At 41.4% G+C, this 12,733-nt stretch carries 11 protein-coding genes; 1 reads left to right on the top strand and 10 read right to left on the bottom strand.

The genetic code is table 11. The features are described from left to right. Nucleotides 1-68 precede the first annotated feature (68 nt). From ACDZ29_RS19295 to ACDZ29_RS19255, 9 genes are all read right to left on the bottom strand, one after another. The gene (locus ACDZ29_RS19295; RefSeq protein WP_289324434.1) at nt 69-326 is read right to left on the bottom strand and encodes a DUF3243 domain-containing protein; all 258 of its coding nucleotides are present in this window, start codon (nt 324-326) and stop codon (nt 69-71) included. Nucleotides 327-406: 80 nt separating this feature from the next. Further along, on the bottom strand, nt 407-1,132 hold the full coding sequence (gene ymfI, locus ACDZ29_RS19290) for an elongation factor P 5-aminopentanone reductase (RefSeq protein ID WP_289324433.1): 726 nt from the start codon (nt 1,130-1,132) through the stop codon (nt 407-409). Nucleotides 1,133-1,151: 19 nt separating this feature from the next. Further along, complete coding sequence (gene yfmH, locus ACDZ29_RS19285) at nt 1,152-2,438, bottom strand: EF-P 5-aminopentanol modification-associated protein YfmH (RefSeq protein WP_289317103.1); 1,287 nt, start codon at nt 2,436-2,438, stop codon at nt 1,152-1,154. Next, the gene (yfmF, locus tag ACDZ29_RS19280) at nt 2,438-3,724 is read right to left on the bottom strand and encodes an EF-P 5-aminopentanol modification-associated protein YfmF (RefSeq protein WP_289324432.1); all 1,287 of its coding nucleotides are present in this window, start codon (nt 3,722-3,724) and stop codon (nt 2,438-2,440) included. The genes yfmH and yfmF overlap by 1 nt, the downstream gene beginning before the upstream one ends. Before the next feature lie 220 nt (nt 3,725-3,944). Then, nucleotides 3,945-4,904 carry an ABC transporter permease gene (locus ACDZ29_RS19275; RefSeq protein ID WP_289317105.1) on the bottom strand — a complete coding sequence of 320 codons (960 nt, stop codon included), beginning with the start codon at nt 4,902-4,904 and terminating at the stop codon, nt 3,945-3,947. Then, on the bottom strand, nt 4,905-5,948 hold the full coding sequence (locus tag ACDZ29_RS19270) for an ABC transporter permease (RefSeq protein WP_289317106.1): 1,044 nt from the start codon (nt 5,946-5,948) through the stop codon (nt 4,905-4,907). It lies immediately after the preceding gene. Next, a complete protein-coding gene (locus tag ACDZ29_RS19265; protein ID WP_375088366.1) occupies nt 5,941-7,476 on the bottom strand; it encodes an ABC transporter ATP-binding protein in 1,536 nt (511 codons plus the stop codon). The genes ACDZ29_RS19270 and ACDZ29_RS19265 overlap by 8 nt, the downstream gene beginning before the upstream one ends. 201 nt (nt 7,477-7,677) lie before the next feature. Continuing rightward, nucleotides 7,678-8,769 (bottom strand): BMP family protein, encoded by a 1,092-nt coding sequence (locus ACDZ29_RS19260; protein WP_289324430.1) that lies wholly within the window; start codon nt 8,767-8,769, stop codon nt 7,678-7,680. A 152-nt stretch (nt 8,770-8,921) separates the two neighbouring features. Beyond that, nucleotides 8,922-9,647 carry a GntR family transcriptional regulator gene (locus ACDZ29_RS19255; RefSeq protein WP_289324429.1) on the bottom strand — a complete coding sequence of 242 codons (726 nt, stop codon included), beginning with the start codon at nt 9,645-9,647 and terminating at the stop codon, nt 8,922-8,924. A 316-nt stretch (nt 9,648-9,963) separates the two neighbouring features. On the opposite strand from ACDZ29_RS19255, the gene ACDZ29_RS19250 reads away from it, so the two are divergent. Further along, the gene (locus ACDZ29_RS19250) at nt 9,964-10,263 is read left to right on the top strand and encodes a DUF6509 family protein (RefSeq protein ID WP_289324428.1); all 300 of its coding nucleotides are present in this window, start codon (nt 9,964-9,966) and stop codon (nt 10,261-10,263) included. A 33-nt stretch (nt 10,264-10,296) separates the two neighbouring features. On the opposite strand, the gene ACDZ29_RS19245 is transcribed toward ACDZ29_RS19250, so the two are convergent. After that, on the bottom strand, nt 10,297-12,627 hold the full coding sequence (locus tag ACDZ29_RS19245; protein WP_375088365.1) for a DNA translocase FtsK: 2,331 nt from the start codon (nt 12,625-12,627) through the stop codon (nt 10,297-10,299). Between the last annotated feature and the right edge of the window lie 106 nt (nt 12,628-12,733).

Below are 12,733 nucleotides of genomic sequence, written 5' to 3'. Positions count from 1 at the left end.
GGATAAATAGTGATCAACTTCAATCCAAAGGCCCTGTTAATTAATAACAGGGCCTTTGGATTGATATTTTACTTTGATCCATTGTTCTCGACTAACTTGACCATAACGCTTGCCATGGCATGTTTTTCTTGATCGCTTGCGACCGACCAAAGATCAGCAAGTACTTTCTCTTGATCATTCTGGGGCTCAACCTGCTTAGCAAGGTAATCACCGATTTCGTAAGCCAAGTTGTTAACAGCACCTTCTGACAAACCTTGTTGTTCACCTTGATTTAATCTGTCGCCTAAGAAATTTTTCCATTGATCCCAATTGTCTAGTACAGACATGAATGGTCACCCTTTCCTTCAAAATAGTACAAAGATATTTTGTGAAGGAACCGAGGAAATTATACATGTCTTTAAAAAAATCATGTGTACCATCCACCATTTACGCCTAAGATTTGTCCAGTTATATAAGATGACTTGTCAGAAAGCAAATAATATACGGCCTCGGCGACTTCTTTCGAATTGCCCATCCTGCCCATTGGGATATCACCTTTGATGATTTCCAAATCTTCAGCACTGAAGGATTCGAGCATGGAAGTGGAAATCGCACCGGGGGCAACGGCATTCACCCGGATTCCATTAAGGGATACTTCTTTGCTAAGCGCCTTGATAAAAGCATTTTGACTGCCCTTGACCATTGAATATAATACTTCACAAGATGCACCCGTCTGCCCCCAAATGGATGTGACCGCAACAATGGCGGCCTGTTCTTGGTACATCAGCTTAGGAAGAAGTTCCTTTGTTAATTGGAAAGGGCTCGTTACATGCAACTGGACCATTTCATTGACGATTTTCTCATCCATGTCCGATATGAGCCCATAATAACTATTGCCACTATTTAGGACGATTGCATGAAGGGCAAAAATATTTTCCGCCAATTTCTTGTAGCCGTCCGGTGCAGCCAAATCTGCTTGAACCGGAATAAGTTCTACTTGATGAGGCTTCAGTTCTTCAATTAGTTCAAGGATCGCTTCTTCATTGCTGTTATAATGTAAATAAAGTGAATAATTCTCCTCGGCGAGCTTTATAGCGATTTCCCTGCCGATTCCTCCACTGGCTCCAGTAATAAGGGCAAAACGTTTCCCCACATTCCCGCCCCCTTTTATATTATTTAGGAAGTACCTGACAGACAGTCATCCGTTCTTCGGATATTAAGTCATTGGCGACGTTCCTGATATCTTCCATCTTTAGTTTTTCCAATACTGACACCACATCGAACAGGTTCATATCATTGAAAGCATATCTGGTGAATTGGTTCGCTATATATTCCGGCGAATTCAGAGAACGAAGGAAAGAACCGATTTTTTTCTTGATCGTCCTTTGCAGGCTTTCTTCATTCAAGCCGGTTCCTGCTTTTGATTTTTGCAGGATAGCAAATAAAGACTCGGTCAACTCATCAGGTTTGGCACTGTCCCCGCCAATTAACGCAAACCCAAAACCTTGTTCCTGTGTATAATCATAGGAGAAGCTTTGATCGATCAACCCTTTCTCGTATAGCTCCTCATGCAAAGGTGAACTCTTGCCAAACAGCATTTCCAAATAAATATTGGTCGCCAATTCCCTTTTCAAAAGCTGTGAACCGGATTGATGGACATTGATGGCCTTGATGCCCAGCATCACTTTCGGTGTCTGGACATTCATTTTTAAGATTTCCTTATCCTTGGCAACGGTTTCCGGCTCTTGGTCAAATTTACGTTCCACCTCAGGCTGTTCGTTGTACCCTTTATTATTTTGATTATCCCGAATCAGCTTCATGGTACTTTCGACTTCTACCGGTCCTACAACGAATAAGAGCATGTTGCTAGGATGATAAAACGTATTATAACATTCGTAAAGCATATCTTTGGTAATATCAGCAATCGATTCCACAGTACCGGCAATATCAATTTTCACTGGATGTTGATGATACATATTGGCTATCGTCCCGAAATATAACCGCCAGTCTGAATTATCATCATACATATTGATTTCCTGCCCAATGATCCCTTTTTCCTTCTCTACCGTCTTTTCCGAAAAGTAAGGATCCTGGACAAAGTCGATTAAAGTCGTTAGATTCCTATCGAAATCGGACGTGCTTGAAAATAAATAAGCTGTACGGGTGAAGGAAGTAAAAGCATTTGCAGAAGCTCCCTGCTTTGAAAATTGCTGAAAAACATCGCCATCTTCCTTTTCAAAAAGCTTATGTTCAAGAAAATGGGCAATACCATCGGGTACTTTAGAGAATTCCGTTTGATTCAATGGTTTGAAATGGTTGTCGACTGAACCATAATTGGTCGTGAACGTCGCAAATGATTTATTGAACCCACTTTTCGGAAGAATATATACTTCGAGGCCATTATCCATTTTTTCATGGAAAAGTTCCTCTTTCAATTGAGTGAATGCTATTTTCTCCATTACCCTTGCACCTCCGCTTCTGTTAGGAAGTAAATCGTATCAAGCTGAATCTTTTGACCTACGGCAATGATTTCTTCCTTTGTCGTCCGTTCTGTTTTTGCAAACCACTCGTCGAGTGGTATATTCTGCCCGGAAACCACATTATGATATAAAATTTCTACCAGTCCTCTCGAAACGTCTATCGTTTCAAGGAGCTGGTTCTTGACCACCGCCTTTGTCTGTGCCAGTTCTTCTTCAGAAAAGTTCCCTTGCTTCATTTCCTTCATTTGTGCATGAATGATCTCCAGTGCTTGCTTGTAGTTGGCATTTTCGATGCCGGCCATGACCATTAACAGACCTTTATGGCTTTCGAGCCTTGAAGCTGCGTAATAAGCAAGGCTGGCTTTCTCCCTGACATTAATGAAAAGTTTTGAATGTGAAAACCCACCAAAAATACCATTGAATAGCTGAAGTGCATAATAATCCGGATCACCATATGCAACATGGGTTCGATAACCGATATTCAATTTCCCTTGTTTCACATCCGAATTTTCTATGATCTCTTTTTCCTTCTCCATCTCCACTACCTTGCCCGTCTTCCTTGGCAGGCTCACCGGCACTCGTTCTTCTAGTGACACATACTTATCAGCTAGAGCCTCCACTTCTGCTTCATCGATATCACCGATCACATATAAATCGATTTCATCCTCAGTCAGAATTTTTTTATAATAAGCGAAAAGGGACTCCGGCGTTATTGTTTCCAAGTCTTGTATGTTACCGCTCGCTTCTAAAGCATATGGTTCGTTTTTGCACATTTCCTCCACAAGCCGTGTAGCTGAATATCGCATTTTGTCATCGGAAATGGATTGAATCCGCTGTTTTAAAGAACGGATTTCATTGGAAACCGTTTTAGAGTCAAAGGCTTCGCCATTCGTTTTCGGATGAAAGATCACCTCTGATAGTAATCCAAAAGCCTTTTCCAGAAGCGGCGTTGAATCACTGAGGAATTTTTCATTGACGATATCGATCGTAAAACTTATGATTTGATATTCACCTTTTTTAGCTACATCGACATAAAACCCTGCCCCATATAAATCATCAAGATAAGATCGAAGCTCGGGTGTTGTAGGATATTTACTTGTATTGCTTTGTAACACATATGGCAGCAATGCACGATATGTAACTTCCTCTTTTGTCAAAGGGGCTTTCATCTTCAGCACGAGAGTATTCGTTTTATATTTATCCGTACGGACCACATGAAGCTTGTAGCCGCTTTTTTCCGTAATTGTATCGGAAGCAATAGACATGAATAATCCTCCTCATTATATAAATCACCTTTATTAGCTTATTGTTTGTAGATCTGAACCCTTTTAAACATCTACTTAAAATATACATGTGAAAGGAAAAATCATGCAAGTTACAGCTACTTTTTTTGGTTTTTCACCAGATCTCCATCAATAATGCCCGAACTTCTGCTTATATAAAAGGAAAAACCGGTCAGCAAAGTTTGCTGACCGGTTAAGTAACTTATCTTTTTCCTTTGATGTATGGCTGCCCGGATGCTTTTGGAGCATCTGCACGTCCAATGAAACCAGTTAGTGCAATGATCGTCAGAACATAAGGAGCGATCAAGAGGTAAACCGATGGAATATCCTTGAAGAAAGGAAGGCTCGAGCCAACGATACTTAAACTTTGAGCCAAACCAAAGAATAACGCTGCACCCATTGCCCCGATTGGGTGCCACTTACCAAAAATCATGGCGGCGATGGCCATGAAACCTTGACCATTTATTGTCGCATGATTGAATTCATTCGAAAAGATGGTAGCATAAATCGCTCCGCCGATACCGCCAAAAGCACCTGATAATAAAACGGCGGCATATCGGATTTTCGTAACATTGACACCCATCGTGTCAGCAGCCATGGGATGCTCCCCAACCGCCCGAATCCTTAAACCAAATGGTGTTTTATATAGTACATACCAAACGACAAATGATATTAGAACCGCTATATATACGATATAATAACCATTTGCGAAAAAGATAGGTCCTATAAATGGAATATCACTTAATAATGGAACATCAATCCTTGGGAATGTTTCTGTGATTCTGTCAGTTTGTCCTTTATCAAAAATCAACTTCACCAAAAACATGGTTAGACCTATTGCCAATAAGTTGATGGCGACCCCACTAACCGTTTGGTCCGCCCTGAACGTAATGCATGCCACAGCGTGTAGAATGGAAAATAGCAAGCCAGCGATCATAGCCGCCAAGACTGCAAGCCAAGGAGTCCATTCTCCAAAGACATCAGCGAACATTAAGTTAAAAACAATCCCTGTAAAGGCACCAATGACCATCAATCCTTCTAAACCGATGTTTATGACACCTGCTCGTTCAGAAAATACTCCTCCGAGTGAAGTAAAAATAAGTGGAGCAGCTAGAGCAATCATAGAAGGAATAATAATTTGTAACACTTGGTAAAAATCCACTTATTTCACCCCTTTCTTAAATCGAGCGGCAATCCAACGAATAAAATAACTGGATGCGACGAAGAAAATAATCAATGCTATGACAATATCTACAATTTCACTTGGTATGCCAGTTTCTAGCGGCATATTTAAGGCCCCTGCTTTCAGTCCCCCAAATAATAAGGCTGCGAGAACAACACCAATAGCCGTATTCGCTCCAAGTAAGGCTACCGCAATCCCGTCAAAGCCCATACCTGTGAATCCACCTTTGACCGCTGCATAACCAAAAGTTCCAAGGCCTTCCATAGCACCCGCAAGTCCTGCAAACGCACCCGAAATAACCATGGAAAGGATGATGTTCTTATTTACGCTCATCCCTGCATATTCGGAAGCGTGCTGATTAAAACCTACCGCTTTCAGTTCAAATCCCGTTTTTGTCCTTTCGAGAATGAACCACATGATGATGACGCAGATTATCGCTACCACTATCCCCCAATGCATCCGGGAAAAATCCGTAATGCTTTCAAAAAAAGGAGACCGAAGTGATGCTGTATCAGCAATTCTTTCTGTTTTATCCAGCTTTTCAGTCATAACGTTCCGGATTAAGTAATTCGTTACATATAAAGCTGTATAATTCAACATGATAGAAACGATTACTTCATGCACACGAAACTTCGCTTTTAAATAACCAGGGATGAATGCCCACAAGGCACCAGCAGCTGCCCCAGCTAAGATTGCCAACGGCAAATGTATGATCCTAGGAAGCTCGAAAGCAATTCCGACCCAAACTGCCGCAAGCCAGCCAACAATCAATTGCCCTTCAACGCCGATATTGAATAGGCCCGTACGAAAAGCAAAAGCCACTGCCAAACCAGCTAGGATATAAGGAATGATTGTCCTGACGGATTCCCCTACATAATACGAATCCCCAATAATCCCGTTTATCATGGAGCCATAGCCGGCAATTGGGTCATAGCCGCTTACTAACATGATTATGGCCCCAACGACTAAGCCGAGGATAACCGCTATTAACGGACTGGTTAATTTAGATAAATACTTAGACATTTTGTTTCCCACCTGCTTCCGTCCGTTTACTGCCGGCCATAAGAAGACCCAGCTCCTGTTCAGTCGTTTCTTTCGGATCGACGATTGCGACGATTTCCCCTTCGTATATAACGGCAATTTTATCGCTTACATTCATGATTTCTTCCAATTCAAATGATATGAGGAGTACCGCTTTTCCTGCATCCCGCTGTTCAATCAGACGTCTATGGATAAATTCGATCGCTCCTACATCAAGCCCGCGAGTAGGCTGTGCGGCAATCAACAAATCCGGATTCCTATCAACTTCCCGGCCGATGATTGCTTTTTGCTGATTCCCGCCAGAAAGAGCCCTTGCCGGGGTATATTCACTCGGAGTTCGAACATCGTAACCTTTAATCAAGGAACGGGCTTTTTCAAATATTTTTTTTGAATTCAAGATACCAGCTTTTGAGAAAGGCTTTTGATAGTAGGTTTGCAAGACAATATTTTCCCCAATGCTGTAATCGAGAACCAAACCATGCTTATGTCTGTCTTCTGGTATATGGCCGACGCCTGCTTCAGTGATTTTACGCGGCTTCAGATTCCTGATTTCTTTTCCATTTAGCTTTATGGAACCTGCTGTTGTCTTCCTTAGGCCAGCCAATGCTTCGATTAATTCGGATTGACCATTTCCATCTACACCGGCGATTCCGACAATTTCTCCTGCACGGACAGCTAAATCCAAGTTCCGAACTGCCGAAACTCCCCGGGAATCCTTGACTTCCAGTTCCCGAACCTCGAGAACTACATCAGAAGGGGCGGCTGCCGTTTTTTCCGTTTTAAAAAGAACTTCCCTACCGACCATTAAGCTGGCCAATTCGTTAGGGTTAGTTTCGTTGACATTCACTGTACCAATTCCTTGCCCTTTGCGTATAACCGTTACTCGGTCACAAACCTCCATGATTTCCTTAAGTTTGTGTGTAATTAAAATGATGGATTTCCCCTCTTTGATAAGGGCTTTCATAATATTAATCAATTCCTTGATTTCTTGAGGAGTCAGCACAGCGGTTGGTTCATCAAAAATCAATATCTCCGCTCCTCGGTAAAGCGTTTTAAGAATTTCGACCCGCTGCTGCATCCCTATCGAAATATCGGCAATTATTGCATAAGGATCAACACTAAGCTGATATTGTTCTGATAGTTTCCTAACTTCCTCACTCGCTTCTTTTAAATCGATCTTACCCGCTTTTGATGGTTCTTTTCCTAAAATTATATTTTCCGTTACTGTAAAAGGATCAACTAGCATAAAATGCTGATGGACCATTCCAATCCCTAACTCATTAGCAATGTTTGGACTTGTAATCTTGACTGGCTTACCATTCACACGAATTTCTCCCTGCTCAGGCTGGTATAAGCCAAATAAAACATTCATCAAAGTAGATTTACCCGCGCCATTTTCACCTAATAATGCGTGAATTTCCCCTTTTTTCACCTGAAGGGTAACGTTATCATTTGCCACGATGCCTGGGAATTCCTTACGGATATTGAGCATCTCAATTACATATTCCACGTATTATCAACTCCTAAAATGAGTGTAATTATCTTAATTATTTAATTGCTGATCCTAACTTTTTGATTTTTTCAAAAAAACCAAATGAAAAACTACGATTCTATCATAGTTTTTCATTCGATATTTTAGTTGCAAAGAGCAATTGGGGAAAAGAAAGAATAGAGGGCAAGTCTGCCTCCCTATTCTTTCTTAAATTACAGCTTATAAATCAAGTTTTTCGAATTCCTTATCCGTACCTGGAACAACGAATTCACCTGATTTAATTTTTTCTGTCCATTCTTCTACCGCTTTTAAAGATTCTTCTGTAACGTTATCTTTTGTATCAGAAATGCCTACACCATTTTCTTCGATACCGTACTCAATTACTTTTCCACCTGGGAAGTTTCCTTCTTTCGCTTTCTCGGAAAGGTCTTTAACTGCTACGTCAACACGTTTTAACATAGAAGTCAGTGTGATATTGTCGTCAGTTCCTGGCACTGCTCCTAATTTAGCTTGGTCGCTATCTACACCGATAACATATATTTCTCTCTTAGGATCTTTTTGCTTTTGCTCTACAGCTTCAGTGAATACGCCTTTTCCAGTTCCTCCAGCAGCATGATAAATGATATCGATGCCTGAAGAATACATGGAGCCTGCAGTGGATTTACCGATGTCGGCTTTATTGAAATCACCGGCATATTTAACTTCCACTTTCGCATCCGGATTTACAGATAAAACCCCAGCCTTAAAGCCAACTTCGAATTTTTTGATTAATTCAGATTCAACTCCGCCGATAAAACCTACCTTGTTTGTTTTCGTTTGCAATCCTGCAATTACACCTACAAGGAACGATCCTTGCTGCTCTTTAAAACTAATGCTGGCAACATTCTTTTTATCCACAACCGTATCCACGATTGCAAATTGTGAATCCGGACGTTGGTCAGCCACTTCACCAACAGCTTCGGCTAAAAGAAAACCGATACCATAGATAAGTTTGTAATCTTCACGTACAAGCGTATTCAGGTTTTTAGCGTAGTCAGCATCAGATTTGGATTGCAGATAGTTGAAGCCATCTTTACCTTTTTCCAAACCATTGTCCTTACCGAATTCCTGAATTCCTTTCCAAGCGGATTGGTTGAACGACTCGTCATCCACGCCGCCAGTATCAGTTACCATGGCAACTGTGAAGTTATCTTTCTTGTCTTTACCATTTGAGGATTCTTTATCATCATTCTCTGAATTACCACATGCTCCCAATAGCGTACCGGCTGCAAGAACAAGTGAAAGAGCTAGACCTAATTTGCGCTTTTTCAATTTTTATCCCCCTAATTTACATAGTTTTTTGAGCAGGAATGTTCTGAAAAGTCATTCATGTTTGCGTTTTCACTTCTCGTTAATTTTTTTTACATGCATTTGATCGACTTTACGCAATCGAAACAAACGCTTGCATTCACACGTATGCAGAGTTACACACGTTTACGAAGAACATGAAAGCTGAACATATTGGCTTTAAAGTAGTTAACAGAATACAGGATAGGCTGGTCCCAATCATCCAGATGCATCTGCTTTAGAACGAGTAATGCGGCTTCTGGCGAACATTTAAGGATAGGAGAAACTTTCTCGTGATATCCAATAGGTTCAATCTCTGCTACGGCATGCGTAATTTTTCGATTCGCATCTCTTTCCAAAATATCAAAAAGAGACTCATCATTACGGTCGAAATTTTCTGATAGTATTGATTCAGGAATTTTGTCGACACAGTAGACAACCGGCTCCCCATTCGCTGTCCTTACACGTTCGATGATGACGATGCGTTCATCTGTTGAACAAGAAAACCTGCGAATATCCTCTTCTGTAGGTTCTTGGGCCGTCAAACTTAAGAAAATCGTACCCGGATTCATTCCTGCCTCTTCAATCATGTTCGTGACACTTTTTAATTGCTCGATACCTGAAGTGAACCGAGGTTTTGGATTGACAAAAGTACCAACTCCATGGCGGCGAATGATGATGTTTTCTTCTTCTAAAATTCGCAGCGCTTCACGAAGTGTCGCCCTACTCACTCCCAATTTTTTGGCAAGATCGAATTCTGAAGGGAATTTTTCATTTTCCTGATAGACTCCTGCTTCAATATCCTGCTTCAGGTAATCAATGACCTGCAAATATAAATGTCGACTATCTGATTTTATTGACATACAGTTTCCCCCAGCTAATTTCTTTCTTAAGACATCAGACCTCTGATGTTGAATCATTCCTACTAATCGAAAATAATATAACATTTTTTTTGATATAAATAAATAGTGTTTTACTATTTACTTTAAAAGAATTTAGGAGAAATTACCCTCATCTGTGTCTTTCAATCTAGGAACGGCCACGGAATTTGCACGATTATTCTCCTAAATCAGACTAAAAAAAATTTTGAAAATGTAAACTGAAAATAGCCAGCTTTCTTTTCAAGATACTGTTTTCCTGTATAATAAGATTTATCTTCTTTGAAGGGATGTACACATGATGTTAAAGATTACAGAATACACGATCGAAAAATTGAATGATCCATTCGGAATTTTAACCGGGGAACGTTACGAGTTGTTCTTGGATATTGAAGTGCCTGAAGAGGATGAGCTCTTTTCAGAAAATGGTTTATATATCCGGGTGCTTTTTGTAGTGGAAGAACAAATAGGCAAACTGATTAAATATGATATTTTTGAAAAAGGGAACGAAGGCGCACTCGAATTCGATTTAGAGGAAGATGAAGAAGCGATGATTGCCGACTTCTGCCTTAAACATTTAGACGAGGCGATGAATAATTAAAAAACCGGGCTGCAGCCCGGTTTTTTTTATTACCTATGATAAATGCGCTTCATCCTGTTCATCTTTAGTAACCAATACATTTCGTGGTTTACTGCCTTCATACGGACCGACAATTCCCCTCGCTTCCATTTCATCAATCAACCTGGCTGCCCGCGTGTAGCCAATCCGGAAACGGCGCTGCAGCATGGAAACCGATGCGGTTTGCATTTCTATGATCAAGGAGACGGCATCCCCGTATAAACTATCTTCGACTTCACCATTTGAAGTGTCCGCAATTTCATCCGGTATCATCTCTTCGTTATATTGGGCTTTTTGTTGTGAAATGACATATGTGACAACTTCCTCGACTTCATTGTCGGATAAAAATGCCCCTTGGACCCGAACCGGTTTTGAAGCTCCTGCAGGCAGGAAGAGCATGTCACCCCGTCCCAACAGTTTTTCGGCCCCGCCCATGTCCAGAATCGTTCTCGAATCGGTCATTGATGAAACACTAAAAGCAATCCGAGATGGGATGTTCGCTTTAATGACCCCTGTAATAACATCGACGGAGGGCCGCTGAGTGGCAATTATCAAATGGATGCCAGCTGCCCGTGCCATTTGTGCAAGTCGTGTGATGGCATCCTCTACATCATTTGAGGCGACCATCATGAGATCTGCCAGCTCATCGACAATGACTACGATATAAGGCAGGAGCGGTTGCTTGGCATCTTCTTCAATGTTATGCCGGTTAATATAATCGTTGTAGCCTTCAATATTACGCGTACCAGAATGAGAAAATAGCTCGTAGCGCCTTTCCATTTCACTGACCACTTTTTGCAAAGCCTGTGCAGCTTTCTTTGGATTTGTCACTACGGGTGCGAGTAAATGGGGAATTCCATTATAGACATTGAGCTCCACCATTTTTGGATCGATCATCATCATTTTCACTTCATGCGGTTTTGCCCTCATCAAGATACTCGTGATAATCCCGTTGATACAAACGGATTTCCCGCTGCCAGTAGCTCCAGCCACTAGTAAATGCGGCATTTTATTGAGCTCAGCCTTAACAGCTTCACCAGAAATATTCCGCCCTAAGCCTATTTGCAGTTTTGCGTCAGGCTTGTCAACTTCTTTGGCTTCCAAAACTTCCCTTAAAGACACCATCGCCACTTCGGAGTTAGGCACTTCTATTCCAATAGCCGATTTTCCGGGAATCGGAGCTTCGATCCTAATATCCTTTGCGGCCAGTGCAAGGGCCAAGTCATCGGATAGGCTGACAATCTTACTTACCTTCACCCCTACATCCGGATGCACTTCATATTTGGTTACGGCTGGCCCTAAATGAACTTGAGTGACCCTCGCTTTCACTCCAAAGCTATGAAAAGTGCGTTCAAGCTTTGCCGCATTTTCATGGATCAATTGGTACTCTCCGCTTTGGTCCGTTTTCTTGGGCTGCAATAATAGTGAAAGGGGCGGTAAAAGATATTCTTTATTTTCCACTTCTGTGAAATTCATTGGCAGAACGGCATCATCCTGTTCCTCTGTACTTTCAGCTGCAGGTTCCATTGCAACGGGAATTATTTCAGTTTCGTCACTATATGCTTTATCAGCAAAGCTGGAAATGATACGTTCCGTCGCCATTTGCTGTGTTTCCTCTTCTTGATGAAGGGGCTGATCCGTTTCTTCCACCAAATCTTTTTCTCGCTTCTTCTTTTTCACGGGATTTTTTTTCTTTTCTTTTTTTTCTTCATTCCACGTTTTCATATCATCTCTGAATGCAGCCCATTGCTTTTTGAAAAAGCCGCCAAGACCCATGAAAAACTTCCCGAGGGTTTCACCTAAAGTTTTCCCGGTCAATAGCACGGCACCTACAATGATAAAAAGGAATGAAACGATTTTCGATCCAGCTTCGTCGAATAAAAAGTATGAGGCTGCAAATAATATCGCTCCAATCATACCTCCTCCAAGGTCCTTTGTGCTTGCCTTGCCGGTCACTTCCATCCAGAATAGTTCCCATGTATTCGAGATCACGCTGGGCTTCGTAAACGGGCCTCCATCTGCAAGCATGTTAAACAGCGTCACATGACTTAGCAAGAGCATGCTCGCGACAAGGAAGTACATCCCGATGAATTGCCGTTTTAACAGGTAAGGAACCTCCCTCTTTATCATCAAATAGAATCCAGTAGCAATCGCTCCCAACAAAAAGAGGATATACCATTCCCCCATGAAGAAGCGGATTAAAAAGACCGTCCCATTTCCCACTGCTCCAAGCTTGGCAATGGCTATGATGGCCAACCCTATTAAAGTAAGGCCAATCAATTCATATTTAAGCGTTAGTTTTAACTTCTCTGTACTTTTCTTATTTCTGCGTTTCTTCTTTGCCATAATATCACCTGATTCTTCATGAAACTATTCTAACTTTCCTATTCAACATCACAACCTGATTTCCCTTCACGAAACAAATGTTCGCTTGCTGATTATACCAAAAAAA

This window comes from Peribacillus sp. RS7 (assembly GCF_041956845.1).
GTDB lineage: Bacteria > Bacillota > Bacilli > Bacillales > DSM-1321 > Peribacillus.
Note: the sequence above shows the minus strand (reverse complement) of the source record. Positions and strands in the feature narration are given on the sequence as shown.

Bases quoted from the DNA above. Each gene is read 5' to 3' on its own strand.
- ACDZ29_RS19295 (WP_289324434.1), bottom strand. From the start codon at position 326: ATGTCTGTACTAGACAATTGGGATCAATGGAAAAATTTCTTAGGCGAC.
- yfmH (WP_289317103.1), bottom strand. From the start codon at position 2,438: ATGGAGAAAATAGCATTCACTCAATTGAAAGAGGAACTTTTCCATGAA.
- yfmF (WP_289324432.1), bottom strand. From the start codon at position 3,724: ATGTCTATTGCTTCCGATACAATTACGGAAAAAAGCGGCTACAAGCTT.
- ACDZ29_RS19270 (WP_289317106.1), bottom strand. From the start codon at position 5,948: ATGTCTAAGTATTTATCTAAATTAACCAGTCCGTTAATAGCGGTTATC.
- ACDZ29_RS19255 (WP_289324429.1), bottom strand. From the start codon at position 9,647: ATGTCAATAAAATCAGATAGTCGACATTTATATTTGCAGGTCATTGAT.
- ACDZ29_RS19250 (WP_289324428.1), top strand. From the start codon at position 9,964: ATGTTAAAGATTACAGAATACACGATCGAAAAATTGAATGATCCATTC.
- ACDZ29_RS19245 (WP_375088365.1), bottom strand. From the start codon at position 12,627: ATGGCAAAGAAGAAACGCAGAAATAAGAAAAGTACAGAGAAGTTAAAA.